This is a genomic window from Thalassolituus hydrocarboniclasticus (assembly GCF_025345565.1).
GTDB classification, from domain to species: Bacteria; Pseudomonadota; Gammaproteobacteria; order Pseudomonadales; family Oceanobacteraceae; genus Venatoribacter; species Venatoribacter hydrocarboniclasticus.
The window spans coordinates 2,037,058-2,057,816 of the sequence record NZ_CP054475.1 but is presented as its reverse complement, the minus strand read 5'-3'; the positions used below and the strand labels follow the sequence as shown (position 1 = coordinate 2,057,816).

Annotated in this window: 25 protein-coding genes; 7 read left to right on the top strand and 18 right to left on the bottom strand. The window is 54.0% G+C overall.

The window, feature by feature from the left end:
- Window positions 1-18: 18 nt before the first annotated feature.
- From HUF19_RS09050 to HUF19_RS09025, 6 genes are all read right to left on the bottom strand, one after another.
- A complete protein-coding gene (locus HUF19_RS09050) occupies window positions 19-636 on the bottom strand; it encodes an RluA family pseudouridine synthase (protein WP_260996362.1) in 618 nt (205 codons plus the stop codon).
- The gene (locus HUF19_RS09045; protein ID WP_260996361.1) at window positions 633-1,934 is read right to left on the bottom strand and encodes an ABC transporter substrate-binding protein; all 1,302 of its coding nucleotides are present in this window, start codon (window positions 1,932-1,934) and stop codon (window positions 633-635) included. Before HUF19_RS09045 ends, HUF19_RS09050 begins: the two co-directional genes overlap by 4 nt.
- 95 nt (window positions 1,935-2,029) lie before the next feature.
- Entirely contained in the window at window positions 2,030-3,364 is a 1,335-nt protein-coding gene (trhP, locus tag HUF19_RS09040; protein WP_260996360.1) for a prephenate-dependent tRNA uridine(34) hydroxylase TrhP, read from the bottom strand.
- 100 nt (window positions 3,365-3,464) lie between these two features.
- Window positions 3,465-3,965, bottom strand: coding sequence for a hypothetical protein (locus tag HUF19_RS09035; RefSeq protein ID WP_260996359.1), 501 nt, complete (start codon window positions 3,963-3,965; stop codon window positions 3,465-3,467).
- 72 nt (window positions 3,966-4,037) lie between these two features.
- Window positions 4,038-4,556 (bottom strand): hypothetical protein, encoded by a 519-nt coding sequence (locus HUF19_RS09030; RefSeq protein ID WP_260996358.1) that lies wholly within the window; start codon window positions 4,554-4,556, stop codon window positions 4,038-4,040.
- Entirely contained in the window at window positions 4,553-5,590 is a 1,038-nt protein-coding gene (locus HUF19_RS09025; RefSeq protein WP_260996357.1) for an MBL fold metallo-hydrolase, read from the bottom strand. Before HUF19_RS09025 ends, HUF19_RS09030 begins: the two co-directional genes overlap by 4 nt.
- A 437-nt stretch (window positions 5,591-6,027) precedes the next feature.
- Here HUF19_RS09025 and HUF19_RS09020 point away from each other — a divergent pair, with 437 nt between their 5' ends.
- Window positions 6,028-6,393, top strand: a complete 366-nt coding sequence (locus HUF19_RS09020; RefSeq protein ID WP_260996356.1) for a hypothetical protein — start codon at window positions 6,028-6,030, stop codon at window positions 6,391-6,393.
- A 1-nt stretch (window position 6,394) separates the two neighbouring features.
- Here HUF19_RS09020 and HUF19_RS09015 read toward each other — a convergent pair whose 3' ends face one another.
- From HUF19_RS09015 to HUF19_RS09005, 3 genes are read right to left on the bottom strand one after another with little or no spacing between them, the layout of a single operon-like run.
- On the bottom strand, window positions 6,395-7,009 hold the full coding sequence (locus HUF19_RS09015; RefSeq protein WP_260996355.1) for an IMPACT family protein: 615 nt from the start codon (window positions 7,007-7,009) through the stop codon (window positions 6,395-6,397).
- An 8-nt stretch (window positions 7,010-7,017) separates the two neighbouring features.
- Window positions 7,018-8,106, bottom strand: coding sequence for a class I SAM-dependent methyltransferase (locus tag HUF19_RS09010; protein WP_260996354.1), 1,089 nt, complete (start codon window positions 8,104-8,106; stop codon window positions 7,018-7,020).
- The gene (locus HUF19_RS09005) at window positions 8,106-8,465 is read right to left on the bottom strand and encodes a hypothetical protein (protein ID WP_260996353.1); all 360 of its coding nucleotides are present in this window, start codon (window positions 8,463-8,465) and stop codon (window positions 8,106-8,108) included. Before HUF19_RS09005 ends, HUF19_RS09010 begins: the two co-directional genes overlap by 1 nt.
- A 165-nt stretch (window positions 8,466-8,630) precedes the next feature.
- Here HUF19_RS09005 and HUF19_RS09000 point away from each other — a divergent pair, with 165 nt between their 5' ends.
- Together HUF19_RS09000 and HUF19_RS08995 are read left to right on the top strand one after the other, a co-directional pair.
- Window positions 8,631-9,569 (top strand): AEC family transporter, encoded by a 939-nt coding sequence (locus HUF19_RS09000; protein WP_260996352.1) that lies wholly within the window; start codon window positions 8,631-8,633, stop codon window positions 9,567-9,569.
- Window positions 9,570-9,630: 61 nt separating this feature from the next.
- On the top strand, window positions 9,631-10,560 hold the full coding sequence (locus tag HUF19_RS08995) for a DUF4062 domain-containing protein (protein WP_260996351.1): 930 nt from the start codon (window positions 9,631-9,633) through the stop codon (window positions 10,558-10,560).
- A gap of 9 nt (window positions 10,561-10,569) precedes the next feature.
- Here the strand turns inward: HUF19_RS08995 and HUF19_RS08990 are convergent, their stop codons facing one another.
- On the bottom strand, window positions 10,570-10,908 hold the full coding sequence (locus HUF19_RS08990; protein ID WP_145468606.1) for an ArsR/SmtB family transcription factor: 339 nt from the start codon (window positions 10,906-10,908) through the stop codon (window positions 10,570-10,572).
- Between the two features lie 214 nt (window positions 10,909-11,122).
- Here HUF19_RS08990 and HUF19_RS08985 point away from each other — a divergent pair, with 214 nt between their 5' ends.
- From HUF19_RS08985 to sthA, 3 genes are all read left to right on the top strand, one after another.
- Window positions 11,123-12,160: an FAD:protein FMN transferase gene (locus HUF19_RS08985; RefSeq protein WP_260996350.1), complete on the top strand. Its 1,038-nt coding sequence runs from the start codon at window positions 11,123-11,125 to the stop codon at window positions 12,158-12,160.
- Window positions 12,161-12,177: 17 nt separating this feature from the next.
- Window positions 12,178-12,411 (top strand): (Na+)-NQR maturation NqrM, encoded by a 234-nt coding sequence (nqrM, locus tag HUF19_RS08980; protein ID WP_145468610.1) that lies wholly within the window; start codon window positions 12,178-12,180, stop codon window positions 12,409-12,411.
- Window positions 12,412-12,550: 139 nt separating this feature from the next.
- Window positions 12,551-13,942: a Si-specific NAD(P)(+) transhydrogenase gene (sthA, locus tag HUF19_RS08975; protein WP_260996349.1), complete on the top strand. Its 1,392-nt coding sequence runs from the start codon at window positions 12,551-12,553 to the stop codon at window positions 13,940-13,942.
- Window positions 13,943-14,019: 77 nt separating this feature from the next.
- Here sthA and HUF19_RS08970 read toward each other — a convergent pair whose 3' ends face one another.
- Genes HUF19_RS08970 through tal form a run of 3 tightly spaced genes read right to left on the bottom strand, consistent with a single transcriptional unit; the run spans window position 14,020 to window position 16,258 of the window.
- Window positions 14,020-14,877, bottom strand: a complete 858-nt coding sequence (locus tag HUF19_RS08970; protein ID WP_260996348.1) for a DNA replication terminus site-binding protein — start codon at window positions 14,875-14,877, stop codon at window positions 14,020-14,022.
- The gene (locus HUF19_RS08965) at window positions 14,874-15,311 is read right to left on the bottom strand and encodes a tellurite resistance TerB family protein (RefSeq protein ID WP_260996347.1); all 438 of its coding nucleotides are present in this window, start codon (window positions 15,309-15,311) and stop codon (window positions 14,874-14,876) included. Before HUF19_RS08965 ends, HUF19_RS08970 begins: the two co-directional genes overlap by 4 nt.
- A complete protein-coding gene (tal, locus tag HUF19_RS08960) occupies window positions 15,308-16,258 on the bottom strand; it encodes a transaldolase (protein ID WP_260996346.1) in 951 nt (316 codons plus the stop codon). The genes HUF19_RS08965 and tal overlap by 4 nt, the downstream gene beginning before the upstream one ends.
- 165 nt (window positions 16,259-16,423) lie before the next feature.
- On the opposite strand from tal, the gene HUF19_RS08955 reads away from it, so the two are divergent.
- Window positions 16,424-16,762: a rhodanese-like domain-containing protein gene (locus HUF19_RS08955; RefSeq protein WP_260996345.1), complete on the top strand. Its 339-nt coding sequence runs from the start codon at window positions 16,424-16,426 to the stop codon at window positions 16,760-16,762.
- Between the two features lie 44 nt (window positions 16,763-16,806).
- On the opposite strand, the gene dusA is transcribed toward HUF19_RS08955, so the two are convergent.
- The 5 genes from dusA to HUF19_RS08930 are packed head-to-tail and all read right to left on the bottom strand — an operon-like array spanning window position 16,807 to window position 20,681.
- Window positions 16,807-17,802 carry a tRNA dihydrouridine(20/20a) synthase DusA gene (gene dusA / locus HUF19_RS08950; RefSeq protein ID WP_260996344.1) on the bottom strand — a complete coding sequence of 332 codons (996 nt, stop codon included), beginning with the start codon at window positions 17,800-17,802 and terminating at the stop codon, window positions 16,807-16,809.
- Window positions 17,799-18,449, bottom strand: a complete 651-nt coding sequence (gene hflD, locus HUF19_RS08945; RefSeq protein WP_145468624.1) for a high frequency lysogenization protein HflD — start codon at window positions 18,447-18,449, stop codon at window positions 17,799-17,801. Before hflD ends, dusA begins: the two co-directional genes overlap by 4 nt.
- Entirely contained in the window at window positions 18,446-19,543 is a 1,098-nt protein-coding gene (mnmA, locus tag HUF19_RS08940; protein WP_270049414.1) for a tRNA 2-thiouridine(34) synthase MnmA, read from the bottom strand. Before mnmA ends, hflD begins: the two co-directional genes overlap by 4 nt.
- A 2-nt stretch (window positions 19,544-19,545) precedes the next feature.
- The gene (locus HUF19_RS08935) at window positions 19,546-19,995 is read right to left on the bottom strand and encodes an NUDIX hydrolase (RefSeq protein WP_260996343.1); all 450 of its coding nucleotides are present in this window, start codon (window positions 19,993-19,995) and stop codon (window positions 19,546-19,548) included.
- Between the two features lie 59 nt (window positions 19,996-20,054).
- Complete coding sequence (locus HUF19_RS08930; RefSeq protein WP_260996342.1) at window positions 20,055-20,681, bottom strand: pseudouridine synthase; 627 nt, start codon at window positions 20,679-20,681, stop codon at window positions 20,055-20,057.
- Between the last annotated feature and the right edge of the window lie 78 nt (window positions 20,682-20,759).

Below are 20,759 nucleotides of genomic sequence, written 5' to 3'. Positions count from 1 at the left end.
TGGCTGTAAGGTCCGGCGTCAGAACGGCGTCGGGCAAACAATCTGCAGCGCTTCGCCGCTGCCGGGGTGGGTGAAGTCCAGCTCGCGGGCGTGCAGCATCATGCGTGGTTGCTCTTTGGCACTTTCACCGGCGTAGAACACATCGCCGACAATCGGATGGCCCAGATTCAGCATATGCAGGCGCAGCTGATGGGAACGTCCGGTTTTTGGGTACATTTCCACACGGGTTGTTTCTTCATCCTGCGCCAGTCGTTTCCAGCGGGTCAGGGCATAGCGGCCATTAACATGGCTGATTTTCTGCAGCGGCCGGTTGGGCCAGTCCACGCAAATCGGCAGATTCACACAGCCCCAGGTACCTTTCAGCTGGCCGATCACCAGACATTCATAAACTTTGCGGGTTTTCTGCTTTTCGAATTGTTGCTGCACATGGGTCAGCGCCGCTTTGTGGCGGGCGAACACAATGATTCCTGAGGTGTCGCGGTCAAGGCGGTGGATTACATGCAGTTCGCCGAATTGTTCGGCCAGCAGGGAGAACGCCGACTCCGGAATGTAGCGGCCCGGGACGCTCAGCAGGCCGGCAGGCTTGTTCAGAATGATGATGTCGTCATCGGCCAGAATGATATCAAGAGGGGTCATTGTGGGTAGTTGTGTTTCTTCAGCAAGGATTGATAAGTACCGTCGGCTTTAATGCGTTTCAGTCCGGTATTGAATGCCTTAAGCAGAGCATCGGCGCCCTCTGTGGCGCGCGCGATACTAACACGCAGATCACGACTGGCCAAAGGCGTGCTGACCCGCTGCAGGTGACTGGCGATGTGTTCCTTGCTGCTCAGCTCAATGTCGGCCATCCAGGCATCCACCAGTGCCAGATCAATGGATTTGCCGGCGACCTCGCGGAACAGCTGCGAGCAGTAGTCCATCTTCTGCAATTGGAACAGGGGGGCTACGCGGTTGAACTCGCGGCCATAGTGTACGTCGTTAAAGACGCCTAAACGGTAGCTCTTATCGGCCAGGCTTGTCTGCAGCTGAGCGGGGCTCTGATAGTCGAACGGATCATTGTCGCGTTTGATAAATACCAGGGTGTTTTGCAGATATGGGTCTGAATAAAGCTGTTGCTCTGTCGGTTGCTGTGGCTGCCAGGCGGCAATCTCTCCCTGCAGCTGTCCTGAGCTGATGTGCTCTTCAATCTTGAGTGGCGGGACAAAGGTCAGTTCTACCTGATATCCGGCACGCGCGAATGCAGTCGTTACAATATCGGCTGCAAGACCAAACCCGGGCAGGTTATTGCCCAGGTACGGTCCCCACGCGCGTGCCCCCAGCTTTACCGTGGGGGAGGCGCTCTTGTACTCATCGGCCAGTTTGGAAATGGCCTGAGCCAGGCCGTCCTGTTCGATACTCAGTGATACCTGATCGCGGAAGCTCTTGGTCAGGCTGACGCCTTCAATAATGACATCGTAAACCTGCCACTGATTTTGTTGCAGATAGAGCTTGTAGTCGACCCGGATGGGGGCTGCGCCGGCACGCTGAATCTGACTTTTTACGATGGCCTGATTGCCCTGTTCATTAAGACGTGAGTCTTCAAAGGTGATTGTCTCGCCATCAAAGGCACGAAAGGCTCCGGCATAGGTACGGATGACTTTCTCTTTGAAGGCAATAATGAAGGTTTTTTGCTGCTCCATAGAGGCGCGTTTCCAGTATTTTCCCAGTACGCGCTTGGCCATGTAGACATGATCAACGACCGGCAACAGTAATTCGTCAACCAGTTGCTCAACGTAGTTTTCCTGAGTCCGGACCAGCTCCCGATCACTGATCAGGCGATCGGTCATGGCCTTTGCTGTGGCTTCAACTGTGGCGCGAGGTGCGTCCTCAGCGGCTTGTGCAGTCAGTCCGAGCAGCAGGCAGACGATTAACAACACAGGTTGCAGTGCGTATTTCATAACGTCCCCATTTTTGTTGTATGTGTGTTATTTGGGCAAATTAACTATAGGAAAGGCTTCTCCAACAGAGAAGCCCTGCTGCTTCTGGCCGCTAATCAGGCTGTTAGTTCCGGCAGGTTGCGGATCAGCAATGCTTTATCCAGATCGGTGTTCTGCACACCCTGAGGGCGCGGGATTTTGACAACAAAACCAGAGCCGGGGGCATCATCGCGCGGCTTGTTATTGCGGTCGAGAATGCTGTTCAGGGTAAAGCTGATGTTGCCGGCGGGGGTCATCAGTTCCATTGAGTCGCCACTTTCGAAACGGTTTTTAACGTCAAGCGTCAGTTCTTTATCGTCGCTGGCAATCACTTCAGCTACGAATTGCTGACGGGTGCTGAGTGAGCTGCCACGCTCGTAGTTCTGGTATTCGTCATGTACATGGCGACGGAAGAAGCCCTCGGTGTAACCACGGTTGGACATATTTTCCAGAGTATCCATCAGGTTCTTGTCGAAACGGCGGCCGGCAACGGCATCGTCGATGGCTTTGCGATAGGCCTGGGCGGTGCGCGCTACGTAGTAGTGTGACTTGGTGCGGCCTTCAATTTTGAGCGAGTGCACACCCAGCTCCACCAGCTTTTCGATATGCTGGATGGCGCGCAGATCCTTGGAGTTCATGATGTAGGTGCCGTGCTCGTCTTCGAAGGCTGGCATGTATTCGTTATCGCGGTTGCCTTCCTGCAGCAGAAAAATCTTATCAGATGGCTGACCAATCCCCAGTGTCGGGTCGAATTCGTTAACGCCGGCCGGAATAACATCACCGGACAGGGTTTCCTGCGCTTCGTGAGCATCGTACTTCCAGCGGCAGGCGTTGGTGCAGGTGCCCTGATTCGGATCACGGTGGTTCATGTAGCCAGACAGCAGGCAGCGACCGGAATAAGCAATGCACAATGCGCCGTGGACGAACACTTCAATTTCCATTTCCGGGCAGCGCTGGCGGATTTCAGCAATTTCTTCCAGCGACAGCTCGCGCGACAGAATGATGCGGCTTACGCCCTGGCGGCGCCAGAATTCAACCGAGGCGTAGTTCACCACGTTGGCCTGTACCGACAGATGAACCACCTGATCCGGCCAGCGGTCTTTGACCATCATGATCAGGCCCGGATCGGACATGATCAGTGCATCCGGATTCATGCCAATCACCGGCTCAATATCACGCATATAAGTGTCGATTTTACTGTTGTGCGGCGCGATGTTGCTGGCGACGTAAAACTGTTTACCCAGTTCGTGAGCCCGGCCGATGCCATAGGCCAGATTATCGAGGGTGAAATCGTTGTTGCGCACGCGCAGGCTGTAACGCGGCTGGCCGGCGTAAACGGCATCGGCGCCATAGGCAAAGGCGTATTCCATGTTACGTACGGTGCCGGCGGGGGAAAGTAATTCAGGTGTCATAAAAACAAATGCCCGGATAGAAAATCCGGGCATTATATCAGGCTGGCAGAAGGCTCCGCAGCCCGGGCAGGGCAAAAGCTGTCTGAATCTTGCGCTGGATCTATTCGTCGGCCGGTGCCGTAGCGTCGGCGCGACTGATGGCAGCCTGCAGGGCTTCAGCGGTGTCGATAAACTCGTAACCGGTTACGGTAAATTCCTGCAGGCGGAACAGGGTAACGGCGGAGTCGCGACGTTCCCAGTCACCGGTGCGGCTGCCAACTTCATCGATCAGAATCTGATAGGGTGCCTTACGCATGGCCGGATAGGCAAACATGCGTGCAATAATGCGCGGCATGCCGCTGACATCGGCGACAAACAGTGCATGATGCTCCGTCAGAAAGTCTTCCCCGGCTTTGCTCAGCATACCCTTGACCAGATCTTTGCCCGGCATGTCATGGGAAAAAATGACAAAACGCACGTTGGCAGACATCTTAATAGGGGTGTCGTGCTGATCACGCAGACGCAGATTTTCCATGGAGGCTGGCGAGGCATAACTCATTGCACTGGCAAGCAGCGTCAGACTGAGGGTCAGGGTCTTGAGGGCTGCAGGGATCTTTTTCATAACAGTTCCTTGATCATTAATGCGCGGGCTTCAGGGCAGTGTATCCTGAAAGCCCGCGGCCATCATCCTGCTTTAATCAGCCAAGCCAAACAGGCTGACATCCGCTTCTTTCAGCCATAAAAAGTAGGCTTTCGGCAGCGGAATGCGGCTGCTTTCGGTAACAATGTCGCGCCATTCTGACTGCAGGCTTTGCCAGTATTCACGCAGGTCAGCGGTTTCGGCGCCCAGTTCGTCCATTTCATCATAAATAGCGTTCAGGCTCTGGCGCAACAGCTCAAGGTCGTCGCATTCGGCGTCGAACAGGGTTTCGGTGGCGCTGTACAGGGCGGCGCAACTTGCTTCCATGATGCGGTAAGAAAGGGAGTCTTCTTCGCTCTGCTCCAGGCGCCACTCGGAAAAGGCCTCGTGAAAACGCAGCAGGTTGGCTTCCGATTTCAGCTCGCCGCGCAGGTAGGACAGCACTTTGCTCAACAGCTTGCGATAGGCCTCCGGGTCGACGGCTTGCTGCTCACACCAGAAATGGATATGTGGCAGGTTGATGCTGGCAATGGCGGCGCACAGGCTGGCGCGCTGAATCGGAGTGGTGGTCACTGTGCAGATGCTCCTTCGGGGGCAAAGTATTTAATGCTGAATAAGGCTGGCAAAGTCCAGTCGCTGCCAGAAGGCAGGACGGCATTTAACCGCTCGATAAATTCATCCTGATTGGTATTGCGTACAAAGCGTTGTTCGCTGCTGAGGTCGTTGGCAAAAAAGTCTTCCCAGTGGCCCAGAATAAAATGTTTGGCCTGAGTGTTTTTCACGATGGACTCAGGGTAGTTATCAACCTGAGAGAATGAGGCCGGGCAAAGAATCGCGATGTCGATGCCTTTCTGATCATCCAGCTCCGGTACCAGACCCTGTGGCTCCTGGCTGGCTGAATCCTGATAGAAAATACGGTAAGCGGGCTGTTTGTTCTGATCCAGGAAATCGATCAGGAAAGCCAGTGTCTGGCCTTCTTTCCAGCCAAAGGCGTGCCACGGCAGGGATTTTTGGGGTTCATCATAGGTGCCCTGCATAAATTTCATACCCATAAAATGCGGGGCGTGGAAGGACTCCAGCGCCATGATGCGGATACGGCCGCTGTGGCTGTATACCCATTCGCCGGGTTTGCTGATATTGCCCATAAGATCGTTCATCACATGAATCCGCTCGGCAGGTACCGCAGGCATCAGCGTATTGGCCATAGTACGGGAACCATAGACGTCGGCCTTGGTGGCGTACTGGTTCATGATGTAAGGCACGTCCATCAGGTGATCATAATGGGCATGACCCACCAGAATCATTTCGGCATCGGACACATCCGGCAGGTATTGGTCGACCCGCTCTTTGTCGGTACTGATCGGCATAAAAGGGCCGACACGCATAAAGTGCGGATTGGTAAAAGAAGGTGCTGTCAGCAGAGTGACGCCATCGTATTTGATCAGGTGGCCGCCAACCCCCAGATATTGAATGCTCAGCGGATGTTGCATGCTGGCCGGTGCAGTGGCTGGCGCATCAGCGTAGGTTGGGATATGCAATTTACTGGAGCAGGCTGATAAGAGAGTCAGGATGGCAGGGACAAGCAGCAGGTAAGAGAGCTTTTTCATTATTGTTATGTCAGGTTAAAAGGTTTGGCCGGGGATTGTAGCTCCGGCTGCGGTTTGAGGTAAGTGGCAATTGAACCAATCCGGATTGCTGTTGTCCGACGGAGGTATTTGCAGTTTGCGGACCGGGTTGTGCGTTCCGGTAAGCCGGAGAGATGTATTTGGCGCAATCTGGCTACCGGGTGGTGTCGTCGTGATATTTAACGCCGCAGGGGTTAAATGAGAGATGGTTCACATATTTTATCTGATGATTGCGAATATTGTATAAAACGGGACTAATAACAGAGATATATCGTTATTAGTTTGGCGTCAGCTCACAGATCGTATCCGCATGCGTGCAAATCATTACACGCTATTACGTGATTACTTTTTTATGGGCTTGGCATAAAAAAACATATGGGCTATTGTCTGTTTTGTGTACAGGTGACGGGTGTTTGGGCATGGCAATCGTATTACTAAAAGAAAAGGACGACATATTAGTACGTGGCGACCTTATTGAAATTACCCCGCTGGGTTTTCAGTGTGAATTGCAATTGTGCGAAATGGATCGTTTGCGTGACGAGGCAGGGCGTTATAAAAGTCTCGAGCTTGAGCTGACGCTCCGCAGTCATTCCGGCGATTGTTCTATCCGGGGAAACGGCAGTGTTTATTCGGTACGCCGTGCGTCTCAGACCTTATGTGTGGTGACAGTGCGTTTTGGTGAGCTTGAACAAAATGCTTATCGCCTGATATCTGAGCATTTAACCCCTAATCCGGTATTTGATATCGACGAGGCCCGTTCGGCGCGTAAAAGTCGTATGGCCTGAATTATTCTTTGATATATACACCTGCCTGGACAAGGATGTCCTGCCTGAGGCGACCGTCTTCTTCTTTTATCTCCGCTGTTATTGTTACTCCCTGCGAGTCATATTGGCTGTTTATCACCATACCGTCATAACGCCCGATCAGATATCGGATATGGGCCTCCATAGCAAAATCACAAAAAATATTAAGGCGCTGGTGATTTATTATCGGTTCGCAGTTGGTGCTGTTTAATTGTTGCAGAACGTCCTGAGTGCTGTGGCTGTAGGCCCGCTGCAATCCCCCTGTTCCCAGCTTTATGCCGCCGTAATAACGGATAACCAGCAGAGCACAGTTGGTCAGGTTTTTGTGCCGTAATTGCTTCAGGATGGGCATGCCAGCAGTGCCTGCAGGTTCGCCATCATCGCTGTATCCTTCCTGTACCTGCAGGCTTTCGCTGCCGGAGCTGTCTGGTTGCAGACGGAAGGCCCAGCATATATGGCTGGCCTTTGGGTGCGTTTTCCACTCGGTCGCCAGCAGGTTGCGTACAGATTCTTCACTGGTCGCAGGGATAAGCAGGCTGATAAAACGACTGCGCTTTTCTTCGCTTTCGGCCTGCAGGCTGATCAACGGTTGCTGCATGCGCGGGATCAGCGTTTCTGGCAGAGGTAGACCGAGAAGCGGCTGTCGGACGACAAAATCTCAACCTTGCTGAATTCATTGCGCAACTTGCCGGCATAAGGCAGGTGGCGATTGGCTATCACCAGTAAATGGCCGCCTGAGACCAGAGCCGCTGCGCTTTGCTCAAACATGCGCTCAGCAATATTGGTGAGTTGCTTGTGGCCATCGTGGAATGGTGGGTTGCAGACAACCCAGTCCAGCTGGCCTTCGACTCCGTCCAGAATGTCGCCATGATTCAGGGATGCATCCAGTTTATTCTGAATAGCATTGTGGCGGGCGGAGCACACCGCCAGCCAGGAATCATCGGTGAGAATAACGTTGAGTTCCGGATGCGCCTGTTTCAGTGTCAGGCCCAGCAAGCCATTGCCGCAGCCAAGGTCGCACAGGCGCCCGGCAAAGGGCAGATCGGTGTGCTGCAACAAAACCCGGCTGCCAATATCATGCTGTTGACGGGAAAACACGCCGGGCAGGCCGGACAGTGTCAGGCCGGTAGCGGTCTGGTAGCCGCGCCAGATGTTGGTTTCCTTTACGGCAGGTGTAAAAGTCAGTTCAAGCAGGCGCGCCTTCCTGACGACTCTTTCCTGACGGTAGGTTACGGCTTCCTGTTCCAGCCAGTTAAGCCAACTGACCGGCATGTGCTTAACCATCCCTGCCAGCAGGTAGCGGGTGTCCGCTGGCAGGCGTTCACGACAGCACTGCAGCCAGTATTTCAGCTGTTCAAGGTTTTTCGGCAGTTTGATCAGGACCTGACGAACGGTCGACGGGATCTGGTCTTTATCCAGAATCAGTCGATCGCCTGTCAGTGGCAGCTGATTGTTGTGGTGATTGCGGCGGGTCGCTTCGCAGGCGCAGGCGCTGTCGTGCCAGTTGATATTGTCCATTCCGCGAGCGGCCAGTGCACAGCTCAGTGCGCCATGTCGGTCATTGATCGTCAGGGTGTCGAGTGGCTCAACCCGGGTCAGCAGGTAGTCATCTGCAGCATCCCAGGGCAGGGCGATATGATCAGGTACGGGCGGATGACAGGACAGTGTCAGCCCGGTGGTTTCCCAGGCTGGCATCAGTAAAAATTGTCAAAATCTTTGCTGTCGAGCTGTTCAAGCAGTGTTTTACTGCGCTCGCTGCGTTCTTCCTGGTTTTCTGTCGCGGGAGTGTCGTCGCGCTTGCCTTTGGCTTTGCTGTCTTCTTTCTTATCGGCGCCTTTGGTGGCAGGTCGCTCGGCAGCCGCTGGCTGGGTCAGCGCTTCTTTAGCTTCCGGATTTTCCAGCAGATATTTTTCAAACACGGACAGCGTTTTACGGCCTTTCAGACGTTTGGTGTTCTGACGGTCAGCACCAGCTTCGCGCTTCAGTTTGGAAATGCTGCCGGTTTTTACTTTGTGGATGCGCTTCAGGGAGCGGGTTTTCTTAATGCGGGTCATCGGAATTATGCTGCGAGGTGCGTAGCCGGCCATTTTAGCGCAGTCCGTGAGGGGTTGTAATGTGGATTTACTTTTTTCGTGTAAAGCGTAAGGTGGCGCTCCGCTCGCTGATTGCCTGCATGAGCCGCAGATATCAGACCTTTTTTGATGTTCACCGGAATTGATATGTACTGGCAGTCGTTGCTGTTTACGCTGGAAACAACTCTCCCTGTCTTTATCCTTGTTTTGCTTGGGTTGCTGCTGCGGCGGCGCAACGTGATAGATGATGCATTTATCGCCACATCGTCGAGGCTGGTTTTCAATATTACCCTGCCGGTTCTGATGTTTATGGCTATTGCCCGCTCGGACAGCGGTACCGGTCAGCATTTACCCCTGATTGGTTTTATTCTGTCGGCGGCACTGCTGGCAGCGCTGCTGTCCGCTTTGTGGGCGGGGATGCTGATGCTGCCTGCGCTGCAGCGCGGGGCGTTTATTCAGGCATCGTTTCGCAGCAATCTCGGCATTATCGGTCTGGCGCTCTGCATGAATGCCTATGGCGAAGAGGGCGGTGTGCTGGGCGCTTTGCTGCTGGCGGTAATTACCCCGGTATACAATCTGCTGGCTGTCTTTTTTCTTTCCCGGCAGCATCAGGTTCGCTGGCTGGCTCAGCTGCGTCTGGTATTGTCCAACCCGCTGATTATCGCCATTGTACTGGCTGTGCCTTTCAGCCTGATGCGGTGGCCGCTGCCTGAGGTTGCCGTGCGGGTGGGAAATTCTCTGGCCGCGATGACATTGCCTCTGGCATTGATCGGAGTGGGTGGATCACTGAGCCTGACGGCATTGCGCCGCGGTGGCGTTGCTGTGTTGCATATCGTTACACTTAAATTGCTGGTCTTGCCTGTTATTATTGCGGCCGCTGCATGGCTCTGTGGCTTTCGTGGCGTTGAGCTGGGTGTTATCTGTCTGATGTTTGCCAGCCCAACAGCCGCTGCGGCGTTTGTGATGGCCAGAAGTATGGGGTCGGATGCGGAACTGACGGCCAGCGCCATCGCATTGACAACAATTGGCTCTGTACTGACGGTCAGTGGATTTGTCTATGTTCTCAGTCTTTTGCCACTGGTATAGTTAATGCCTGTAATAATCAAATTGCTTTCCAAACCAAAGGGAATCGCTGTCGGTGAGCTCAATGCCTGTAGATAAACGCTATCTGGTCTATCTGGCCTCAAACTCTTTGGGGTTAGATCTGGAACGTTATGAAGTACAAAGGCAGCTTGCCCGTCATGGCATGATTAATGTCGGCTTTGCCTGTCGTGAAGATGCCGGCCCTTACGACTGGAATCTGGTGCGCTCGCAAATTGAAAGCGCAGACCTGTTCATACTGTTGCTGGGTGACGATTACGGTCCGATGGCACCGACAGGTATCAGTTATCTGCATCGTGAGTTTGTTCATGCCAAGTCGCTGAATAAGCCAACTCTGGCGTTCATTAAAAATACTCTGCCGGAAAAAAATCTGACTGAAGATCAGCGGCGCCTTGCCGGTTTTCACCGCATTGTAGCTCAGCAGTCACCCTACAAACTGTGGCACCTGCGCGAAGAACTGATGTCGCACGTACGTGCATCGCTGTCCAGTTCCATGCTGGTGCTTGGTCCGGGCTGGGTGCCTGCCGGAGCGGGGAAGGTGGCAGAAATGCCTATCGCCGCTGAGCCTGCAAAAGAGACGGCGGAGCCATTGTCAGCACGTCAGCGTCTTGCCCGCAGCCGTCAGGTGGTGAATCTGCAGATTGCTGCCAAGGTCTATCAGGGCGGTAATCTGTCGCAGGAAGAGGTGCTGCTGCCGGTGCGGCTGGATCAGTTGCTGCAGGGTGTGATGCCGCTGCTGAAAAACGGTGCCAGTGAAGATCGTTTACGCGCACAACTGGAGGGCGTCGTGGCCGGAACGGTGAAGTCGCAGCTGTTAAAGCGTAACACTCAGGCGCATGCAGTGGATGATATCCGTATCAGTCGCGGGCAGTTTCAGCAGATTTTGCGCCAGTGGCAGAGTCTGGGTTTTGTGACAGTCAGTGGCGAAGGTGTGCGGGCACTGTGGAAGGCTTTGGCGGATGTCGCCAAAGCCTGACAGGTGACACTAGGCGTTATTGAACTGACCAAGCAGGGAGTTGCGCTGTTCCCATTCACTTTTCATGCTGTCGCAGACGGTGTTGCACACATCAAAAATGAACGGTGCGCCAATACTGAAGTAAGCCATATTACCTTCCTGGCGACGGCGAACCAGGCCGTGGGTACGGAGAGTTGAAAGGTGCTTGGATACATTGGGTTGTGATGCGCCGGTCGCTTCAACCAGTTCACTGACCGATTTTTCTCCGCCCTGCAGCTGATGCAGGATACGCAGACGCATTGGATCCGACAGCAGTCGGAAGCGCTGAGCGATCAGCTCCAGCATCTCATCAGACATTACTTCTTGCATAACAATCTCTCCAAAGAATGCCGGGATTTTAAATCAATTGCACAGCTGAAAATATAACTATGTAGTCATCCTGTGTAATGATTATTTCTATGCATATTCTGTTTTGTTATTAGCCGCCGATTGCGGCTGTCGCTAAGAAAGGTATTTCCCACTCGGGTGTCATGCAAGCCGTGGCAACAATGGGTATACTGCGGCCAGAGTTAATGGGGGTCTCATGCGCAGTTTTATTGTTTGTTTTTTCTTGATACTGGTCGGCTGTTCTCAGCCAGCGGATGACATCATCCGTATCAGCGGGCCAACCATGGGAACCTCTTATCATATTCTCTGGGTCGGCCAGGATCAGAATGCCGCAGCCGGCATCCAGTCTCAGATCGACCAGCGCCTTGCCGAGATCAACCGCAGCATGTCAACCTACGATCCGGACTCTGAATTATCAAAGCTGAATCAGGGGCGCTTGCCTGTTACTGACGATGGCTGGACAGTATTATCTGCCGATCTCTTTGCAGTGCTCACTGATGCAGCGGAAATTCATAGCAAAAGTCGCGGACTGTTTGATATCACTGTTGGTCCATTAGTAAATCTCTGGGGGTTTGGCCCGACACCAGCGGCTGATGAAGTACCCTCTGAAGCCGCCATTGCTGCGGCCCTTGCTCAGACTGGGCCGGAAGCAATCGAGCTGAATACGGCAACATCATCAGTGCGTCTGCAAAAACCGCTGTATATCGATCTGTCTGCTATTGCCAAGGGTTGGGCCGTGGATGAATTGGCGGATCTTTTGCGTACTCAGGGCATCTCACGCTTTATGGTTGAAGTGGGAGGCGAGGTGCATACCTCAGGTGTGAAGCCGGATGGTTCCCTCTGGCGCATTGCGGTAGAGCGGCCGGGCAACATGGCCGATGCGCGCGGCGTGGAGCTGGTGATTGAGCCTGGTGAGATGGCGGTCGCAACGTCCGGTGATTACCGCAATTATTTCGAAGAAAATGGTGTGCGCTATTCTCACACCATTAATCCTTTTACCGGTCGCCCGATTGTCCATCGTCTGGCTTCGGTAACCGTTGTCCATGAATCAGCTGGCATGGCGGATGGCTGGGCAACCGCTTTAAATGTTGCAGGCCCGGATGTCGGCATGCAATTGGCCGAGCAGGAGCAACTGGCTGTTTTTATGATTGTGCGTGCTGATGATGGCTTTTATGAACTGGCTTCCAGTCGTTTTCGCCAGCTGTTTCCACATTATCAGTCAGCTGAACACTGACTTACGAGGATCTGATTATGTTAACAATGTTGGTTGCGTTCGCCGTTATGCTGCTGATCGTTGCGGCAATGGCTATTGGTGTTTTAGTCGGTCGTAAGCCGATCAGTGGCTCCTGTGGCGGCATGAGCGCTATCGGTATGGATGGCGCCTGTGATGTTTGCGGTGGCGATAAAAACAAATGCGAAAAAGAAAGCAAAGAGGCTGCTGAGCAGTCATCCGGCGCAGATTTTTATGATGCGACTAAGCGCTAATCATACGGAATAGGTATTTTCACCTACAATAACAGCTGTCTATGATGGCTGCGGCAGGCCCGAAGTATTTGGGCCTGCTGAACACTTTAACCGCAGCCCTCGGCTGCGGAAATCCGACGGAATGATGGAGTAAACAGGCATGGCAGATTATCACTACGACGTCGTTGTTATAGGTGCAGGCCCCGCCGGGGAAGGTGCCGCAATGAACGCCGCCAAAAAAGGCAAAAAGGTGGCGGTCGTCGAGGATAAAAACATGGTCGGCGGGAATTGTACCCATTGGGGCACGATTCCTTCAAAAGCGTTGCGTCATGCGGTTAAACAAATCATTCAGTTCAATACCAATCCAATGTTCCGTGAAATCGGCGAGCCGCGCTGGTTTTCTTTTCCGCGGGTATTGAAAAACGCCGAGCGTGTTATCGCCAAGCAGGTAAAACTGCGCACCGAATTTTACGGCCGCAACCGCATCAGCGTGTACACCGGTAACGCAAAATTTGCCGACGCCAATACCATTGATGTTTACCATGGCAGCATGAGCAATACCCGTTTGCATGCGCAGGAAATTGTTATTGCAACCGGTTCCAGTCCATGGCGTCCGGACAATATTGATTTTACCCATCCGCGTATTTACGACTCAGATACCATCCTGCAGCTGGAGCATACGCCGCGCACCATTATTATTTATGGCGCCGGGGTTATTGGTTGTGAATATGCTTCTATTTTTTCCGGTCTGGGTGTGAAGGTAGACTTAATTCACCCGGGTGATCGCCTGCTGAATTTCCTCGATGATGAAATTTCCGATGCCCTGAGTTATCACCTGCGTGATAAAGGTGCATTAATCCGTCATAACGAGCAATTCGATTCAGTCGAAGGCAATGAGCGCTATGTGACGATGGTGATGGCGTCTGGCAAAAAAGTAAAAGCGGATGCCTTCCTCTGGGCGGCAGGGCGCAGCGGTAATACCAAAGGTCTTGGGCTGGAAAATATCGGCCTGAAACCAAATGGTCGCGGTCAGATTGATGTCGATCATGAATACCGTACGGCCATTTCTAACGTCTATGCGGTGGGTGATGTTATTGGCTGGCCATCGCTGGCTTCTGCAGCCTACGATCAGGGGCGTGCAGCGGCAGCCATTATTGCTTCACCGGAAGATTTCCGTTTTGTTGATTCGGTTCCAACCGGGATCTATACCATTCCGGAAATCAGCTCGGTTGGTAAAACAGAGCGTCAGCTGACGGAAGAAAAAATTCCGTACGAGGTAGGGCAGGCCTTCTTCAAAAATCTGGCCCGCGCACAGATCACTGCCGAAGGCGTTGGTATGCTGAAAATATTATTCCATCGTCAGACGCTGGAAATTCTCGGCATTCATTGCTTTGGTGACCAGGCGGCTGAAATTGTGCACATCGGTCAGGCAATTATGAGTCAGAAAGGCGAAGGCAATTCACTGAAGTATTTTGTGAACACCACCTTTAACTATCCGACCATGGCTGAAGCCTACCGGGTTGCTGCACTGAATGGTCTGAACCGCCTGTAAGCGTCCGGATGCATTTCAGAGCAATAAAAAAGCCGCTGTTGCGGCTTTTTTATTGCTCTGTTTTTATTGCCCGGGTTTTACGCCTGATAAGTATGAATGCGCAGGCTGGGCAAAAATGCTTCGCCGCTGATTTTCTGATCGCCGCGTTGCTGACGGGTGCGGCCGCTTGGCGGTTCGGGTGGTATTTCATTAAACACCGGCAGTTGTGTGTCAGAGCCTGTAATAAATAATGGCAACGCCAGATTCATGGCTTTTCTGCTCAGGCCTGATTCAGGTTTAAATACCAGGTTGGCCCGCACCACGGGTGCCAGAGTTTGTATCTGTGCAAGTTGCAGGTGAGCCGGTAACTGTGCCAGTTTTTTCAGCTGCACCTGAATATGATTTTTTTCTTCTCCAAGATCCAGCAGCATTTCCTGTGCTTGCTGCACACTGATTTTTTTAATGCTGCGGCCGTTGACGTACCAGCTGAAACCGACTTTTTGCGGGCAATGTTCAAGCAACGGAATATGGCGGAAGCATTGTTTTAAATGGATGCGTTTAAGGCCGGCAAAGGTCAGGGATTCACGCAGAGAATCGTGGCGCTGGCCAAGCTGGCTGTAATGTTCCAGCCAGTCACTGTTGTCCAGCTCCTGACGCACCTGCTGCACGGCTTTGCGGAAACGGTCTTTCTGCAGATTGATGGCCCGGATTTGTTCTGCAATTTCTGCATTGGCCATGACTAAACCGTGGCGGCTGCGTGTTTCGCGGCCGTCCTGACCATCGCGGTACCACAGGTCGCAGATAATATCGGTCAGAAACTGCAACTGATTGGTTGCTTTCTGCTCGCCGGGATTCAGCGGAATCCAGAGGGCGGGGCGGGCGTCCTGCAATTGCTGTCGCAGTGTTTGCAGGGCATTCACCAGGGTGTCAAATTCGCGGGTCAGATCACTGATCACTGAGAATCCCGGGCTTCCAGTTTGGCGCGGATAAACTCGCTGTGCGGGACGTACAGCAATTCTGCGATGCGGCGGATAATGTGCTCTTCGTATTTATCCAGCCCGTTGCTGCTGTAGGCAACCTGCCACAGCCCTTTCATCAGACGGAACTTGGCTGCGGCATCCAGTTGCTGATTAATGACCGCAGTAAACTGAAACAGATCGCTGGATATTTCCACCCGCTGCAGAGCATCCTGCAGCAGTTCGCTGCACTCGCTGCTGCTCAGGTTAAACAGGTTTTTCAGCACCAAAGCCAGTGCCTGTTCTTCCTCGGCGTCGATGCTGTGATCAGCGCGCATGACTTCGGCCAGCAACGCTGCACAGGCCAGATTGATGTGGTGGGGTTCCGGACGTTTTTGTTCGTCACGGAACAGGCTCAGCAGGCGTTCAATCACAGTAACTGACTCAGGCGTTGTTCAAGTAATTGCTGATCCGCAGCAAAGCGGCGGATGCCGTCGGCCAGTTTTTCGGTGGCCATTGCATCTTCATTCATCGCCCAGCGGAACTGCGCTTCGCTGACGCTGTGTTTGACGATGTCAGAGTGGGCTTGCTCTGGGTTCAGCTGTTGCGGCAGATCGCCAGCGGAGCTGCTGAGCTGAGCCAGAAGGTCCGGACTGATGGTCAGCTTATCGCAACCGGCCAGTGCTTCTACTTCACCGATATTGCGGAAGCTGGCCCCCATTACCACCGTTTTGTAGCCGTGTGCCTTGTAATGGTTGTAAATCTGGCTGACGGAAATAACACCCGGATCGGCTTTGCCGCTGTAATCGGCGTCCGGCTTGCTGGCTTTGTACCAGTCGAGAATACGGCCGACGAACGGAGAAATAAGCGTTGCCCCGGCTTCGGCGCAGGCTACGGCCTGGCTGAAGTTGAACAGCAGGGTCAGGTTACATTGAATGCCTTCCTGCTCAAGGATGCGCGCGGCCTGAATGCCTTCCCAGGTGGAAGCGATTTTGATCAGAATACGTTCGCGGCCAATACCGGCATCGGCGTACATCTGAATCAGCTTGCGTGCTTTGGCAACGGTTGCGGCGGTATCAAAGGATAAACGGGCGTCGACCTCGGTGGAGATCAGGCCGGGGATGATGTTCAGGATTTCGCAGCCAATCGCCACGGCGATTTTGTCACAGGCGTTCACAATCAGGCTGTCGCTGTTATGGATGCCTTGCGCCCACTGCAGTGACTGACGAATGAGATCCTGATAGGCCGGCAGTTCAGCCGCTTTGAGTATCAGTGACGGGTTGGTGGTGGCATCCTGCGGTTTGTGCTGGCGGATGGCGTCGATATCACCGGTGTCGGCAACGACAACGGTCATGGCTCTCAGGGCGTCCAGTTTGCTCATGGGGTTCCAAAACCTTATTTGCGGCAGCAGAGCCTGGCTGTGGCGGGCTATGCTGAAGTTTGATCGGATACTGAGTAGAGTGTCGCAATGACGGTACAAGGTCAATGCGGCCCTTGCCTTTCTCTGTTAAAAAAGCATTTCAATACAAACACTTGGGGATGGATTATGAAAGTTTTCAGCAGCATTGCGTTATGGCTGATCAGTGTGGTTGCTCTGGCCGGTGAGCCGGTCTGGATTGATGTGCGCACCGCCGATGAATTCAATGCCGGACATGTTGGTGCCGCGCATCACATTCCTCACCAGCAGATGGCGGAGCAGATTGGCAAGCTGAAGCTGGAAAAAGACGCCGACATCTACCTGTACTGTAAGTCCGGCCGCCGGGCTGGCATTGCCCGTGATGCGCTGCTGGAACTCGGTTACACCCAGGTCACGAATGTTGGCGGTCTGGGCGATGCGTTACGTCTGAAAGCGGAAATGGATAAGAAGGCAAAGGCGGCTCAGTAAGCCGTCAAAATCCGGCCGCCGGCAACCGAAATTGGCGCTGCGGGTTAATAACCCATCAGCGCCAGTGCCTGTTCAAGCACCTCAACCCCGGAAGTACGCTTCGGTGCCTGCTCGCTCAGGTGGCGACGGTACAGACGCGCACCAGGCTGACCATTGAACAGCCCCAGAGTATGACGGCTGATATGGTGCAGCGTTGCGCCTTTACTCAGCTGCTGTTCGATATAAGGGTAGAGACTGCGCACGATGGCGGCTTTATCGATGGCAGCTGGGCTTTCGCTGTGTTCTGACGTCGCGGCGTAATAACGCTGATCCACCTCGGCCAGAACCGACGGGTTATGGTAAGCCTCGCGACCAAGCATCACACCATCAACATGGGGCATCAGCTCTGCAATCTGCTCGTGGGTGGTGATGCCGCCGTTGATCAGAATCTCCAGCTGCGGAAATTCCTGTTTCAGGCGGAATACGGTGTCGTATTTGAGCGGCGGAATCTCGCGGTTTTCCTTCGGTGACAGGCCCTGCAGAATGGCTTTACGCGCGTGCACAATAAAGGTCTCACAGCCTGCATCGGCGACAGTGCCGACAAAATCACGCAGCTGTTCATAGCTGTCCTGATCATCGATGCCGATACGGTGTTTAACCGTAACATCAATACTGGTTGAATCTTTCATGGCCTTAACGCAGTCGGCCACCAGCTGCGGATGAGCCATCAGGCAGGCGCCGATCATATTGTTCTGCACCCGGTCGCTGGGACAGCCCACGTTCAGGTTAACTTCGTCATAGCCCCATTCTTCGGCAAAGCGCGCGCATTGGCCCAGCGCTTCTGGATTGCTGCCACCCAGCTGCAGGGCAATAGGATGCTCAAGCTCGTTGTATTCAAGGAAGCGTTCACGGTTGCCGTGAATCAGCGCGCCGGTTGTGACCATTTCGGTATAGAGCACCGCATGGCGTGTCAGCTGACGCCAGAAATAGCGGCAATGGCGGTCAGACCATTCCATCATCGGTGCAGTCGTAAAGGTTCGGTCGATGTGTTTTCTGGTCATGGCTGGCGATCGTTATCCGCAGGGTTTTGCAGCAGGGTGGTGCAGGCTTTCAGGTAGCGGCTGCGGTTTATCAGCAGGTGCCAGCGTTTGCCGCCAACCTGACGCCAGAGAATGGCGCCGCGGATACCGGCCAACAGCAGCGCGCGTACGCGGTTGGCAGTATGGGCGTTCTGCAGGTGTGTCGGGTTGCCGGTGACGTGAATACGGAAACTGAGGTTGCTCAGCGTCTGTTTATACAGGCCTGCCAGTGCCGCAACAGTGTTTTCATGTCCGACAGAAAAATGATCAGCCTGGCGCGAGGCACTCTGGATACCATCGCCCAGCGCGGCCATCATTGCTGGTTTCTGGCGCAGCTTGCGCTCCAGATGCAACAGGCTCAGGGCATAGCGGGTAACGTCAGGACTGACGCCCTGCATTGAGCGGTTGAGCATGGTGCCCAGGTGGTTAAGGCCAACGTTCAGGCTGGTGTGAGGGTTGCCGTAAACATCGCTGAAATGCTGCGGCGACTGAATAAACAGGGCGCGTAACAATGGCTCGGATGAATCGGCAGGGATATCCCCGGTCCGGGCCAGCTGTTCAACCAGCACCGCAGCCTGCACCACGGCGGCCAGGGCGATGGTTTGCTCTTCGTTGCGGGAAAGCATCATTCGTTATCACCGGTCTGTTCAATAACCCCGCCACCAAGGCAGGTTTCGCCAACATAAAACACCACTGACTGGCCCGGCGTAATAGCCCGCTGTGGCTGATCAAAGGTAATGCGGTACTGGTTGCCATCACGTTCAATCAGACAGGCCTGATCATCCTGGCGGTAGCGCACTTTGGCGCTGCAGCGCAGTGGCAGTTCAGGTTCGCCATTAACCCAGAAAACCTGTTCGGTGGTCAGCCAGTCTTTGAACAATAGTGGGTGGTTTTTACCCTGAACGGCGATCAGAACATTCCGTTCCAGATCTTTGCCGGCAACAAACCAGGGTTCATCCGGATAGCCGGCCAAACCACCGATGCCGAGTCCCTGACGCTGACCCAGGGTGTGGTACATCAAACCCTGATGGGCGCCAATGTCCTCACCTTTATCGGTTTCAATGCGGCCGGGCTGGGCAGGCAGATATTGCTTAAGAAAATCGCTGAAACGGCGCTCGCCAATAAAGCAGATGCCAGTGGAATCTTTTTTGCCCGCAGTGATCAGCCCCTGTTCTTCGGCGATACGGCGTACTTCCGGTTTTTCCAGTTCGCCAACCGGAAACAGGGTCTGGCGGATTTCGGCTTCACCGACGGCATGCAGGAAGTAGCTCTGATCTTTGTTAGCGTCGAGCCCTTTAAGCAGATAGGTGTGGCCGTCTTTATCAAGGCGACGCACATAGTGTCCGGTGGCGATCAGGTCGGCACCCAGCACCTTGGCGTAATCAAGGAAAGCTTTGAACTTGATTTCACGGTTACACAGGATATCCGGATTGGGCGTACGGCCGGCTTTGTATTCGTTGAGGAAATACTCGAACACATTGTCCCAGTATTCGGCAGCAAAGTTAGCCTGATGCAGTTTTATGCCGAGGGTGTCACACACCTGCTGGGCATCGGCCAGATCTTCTTTGGCTGTGCAGTATTCGGTGCCGTCATCTTCGTCCCAGTTCTTCATGAACAGGCCTTCGACCTGATAACCCTGTTCAAGCAGAAGGTAAGCGGAAACAGAGGAGTCGACGCCGCCGGACATGCCGACAATGACTTTGGTTTCAGAAGGCGTTTTCATGATTAAGGGTGCTCTACAATAACGTCCAGAGGGTAACGCTTCCCGGCGAGATAATCCTCAATACAGGTCAGAACCATCGGGCTGCGCAGCTGTGTGCTTGCGCGCAGTTCTTCAATGCTCAGCCAGCGTGGGCCAATAATGCCGTCATCCAGCACAGCGCCTTCTACCGCATGCAGCGCCCGGGCGAACAGGCAGTAGCGGTGGTAAGTCACCTGATTGGCCGGGGCGGTGTAGGTGTACAGGCCAACCAGGCCTTCAGGTTCCACCAGCCAGCCGGTTTCTTCCAGGGTCTCACGCCGTGCCGCGTCGATAACGGTTTCGCCTTCTTCTATATGTCCGGCTGGCTGATTGATTACCTGCTGGCCGAGGCTGATTTCTTCAACCATAAGGAAGCGCCCTTCGTGTTCGACGATGGTGGCAACGGTGGCATGTGGAGTCCAGCGCTCAGACATGAGACATCCTGATAAAAAAGGGGCAGGGAGTTTACCCGAAATAAGGGCGCTTGCTCAAATCAGCGCGGCTTTCGTGCCGGGTTGATTTTACGTCTGCCACGCGGCTGTGCGGCGGGGCGGGATTTGCCCGGCGCCGGGGCTGGCATGTGTACAGTTTCTTTGCGGTATTCGCCGGGCTGCAGATCACCCAGAGACCAGGGGCCAATGCTGGCGCGCACCAGACGCAGAGTCGGGTGTCCGATATGAGCGGTCATGCGCCGCACCTGGCGATTGCGGCCTTCGCGGATACGGATCTCAAGCCAGCTGGTGATGTCATTGGCGCGTTGGCGAATGGGCGGATTGCGGGGCCACAGTGCGGGTTCTTCAATAATACGGGCGCCGGCGGGGCGGGTTGGCCCGTCTTTTAAGGTAACGCCGTTGCGCAAGGCCTGCAGGGCGGCGGCATCCGGAATCCCCTCAACCTGAACCCAGTAGGTTTTTTCCATCTTGTGTTGCGGGTCGGCGATGCGTGCCTGCAACTGGCCGTTGTCGGTCAGAAGCAGCAGGCCTTCGGAGTCGTAATCAAGGCGGCCGGCCGGATAAACGCCGGGTAGGTCAATATGCGCCTTGAGCGTGCAGCGCCCCTCAGAGTCACTAAACTGGGAGAGGACGTTAAAAGGCTTGTTGAGCAGTATCAGGGTGGCCATGGCTTTGTCTGGTTAGTTCTGTAAGAAAACTACTTATTCTTTCGTCTAGCTTGCATTTTTTGTAGAAAAACTACAAAT

Coding starts and splice junctions, on each gene's coding strand:
- HUF19_RS08995 (WP_260996351.1), top strand. CDS start 9,631: ATGCCTGTAGATAAACGCTATCTGGTCTATCTGGCCTCAAACTCTTTG.
- HUF19_RS09045 (WP_260996361.1), bottom strand. CDS start 1,934: ATGAAATACGCACTGCAACCTGTGTTGTTAATCGTCTGCCTGCTGCTC.
- HUF19_RS08935 (WP_260996343.1), bottom strand. CDS start 19,995: ATGTCTGAGCGCTGGACTCCACATGCCACCGTTGCCACCATCGTCGAA.
- HUF19_RS09010 (WP_260996354.1), bottom strand. CDS start 8,106: ATGCCAGCCTGGGAAACCACCGGGCTGACACTGTCCTGTCATCCGCCC.
- HUF19_RS08955 (WP_260996345.1), top strand. CDS start 16,424: ATGAAAGTTTTCAGCAGCATTGCGTTATGGCTGATCAGTGTGGTTGCT.
- tal (WP_260996346.1), bottom strand. CDS start 16,258: ATGAGCAAACTGGACGCCCTGAGAGCCATGACCGTTGTCGTTGCCGAC.
- HUF19_RS09050 (WP_260996362.1), bottom strand. CDS start 636: ATGACCCCTCTTGATATCATTCTGGCCGATGACGACATCATCATTCTG.
- HUF19_RS08930 (WP_260996342.1), bottom strand. CDS start 20,681: ATGGCCACCCTGATACTGCTCAACAAGCCTTTTAACGTCCTCTCCCAG.
- mnmA (WP_270049414.1), bottom strand. CDS start 19,543: ATGAAAACGCCTTCTGAAACCAAAGTCATTGTCGGCATGTCCGGCGGC.
- HUF19_RS09035 (WP_260996359.1), bottom strand. CDS start 3,965: ATGAAAAAGATCCCTGCAGCCCTCAAGACCCTGACCCTCAGTCTGACG.
- HUF19_RS09025 (WP_260996357.1), bottom strand. CDS start 5,590: ATGAAAAAGCTCTCTTACCTGCTGCTTGTCCCTGCCATCCTGACTCTC.
- nqrM (WP_145468610.1), top strand. CDS start 12,178: ATGTTAACAATGTTGGTTGCGTTCGCCGTTATGCTGCTGATCGTTGCG.
- HUF19_RS08985 (WP_260996350.1), top strand. CDS start 11,123: ATGCGCAGTTTTATTGTTTGTTTTTTCTTGATACTGGTCGGCTGTTCT.
- dusA (WP_260996344.1), bottom strand. CDS start 17,802: ATGACCAGAAAACACATCGACCGAACCTTTACGACTGCACCGATGATG.
- trhP (WP_260996360.1), bottom strand. CDS start 3,364: ATGACACCTGAATTACTTTCCCCCGCCGGCACCGTACGTAACATGGAA.
- HUF19_RS08990 (WP_145468606.1), bottom strand. CDS start 10,908: ATGCAAGAAGTAATGTCTGATGAGATGCTGGAGCTGATCGCTCAGCGC.
- HUF19_RS09000 (WP_260996352.1), top strand. CDS start 8,631: ATGTACTGGCAGTCGTTGCTGTTTACGCTGGAAACAACTCTCCCTGTC.
- hflD (WP_145468624.1), bottom strand. CDS start 18,449: ATGATGCTTTCCCGCAACGAAGAGCAAACCATCGCCCTGGCCGCCGTG.
- sthA (WP_260996349.1), top strand. CDS start 12,551: ATGGCAGATTATCACTACGACGTCGTTGTTATAGGTGCAGGCCCCGCC.
- HUF19_RS09005 (WP_260996353.1), bottom strand. CDS start 8,465: ATGACCCGCATTAAGAAAACCCGCTCCCTGAAGCGCATCCACAAAGTA.
- HUF19_RS09015 (WP_260996355.1), bottom strand. CDS start 7,009: ATGCAGCAACCGTTGATCAGCCTGCAGGCCGAAAGCGAAGAAAAGCGC.
- HUF19_RS09020 (WP_260996356.1), top strand. CDS start 6,028: ATGGCAATCGTATTACTAAAAGAAAAGGACGACATATTAGTACGTGGC.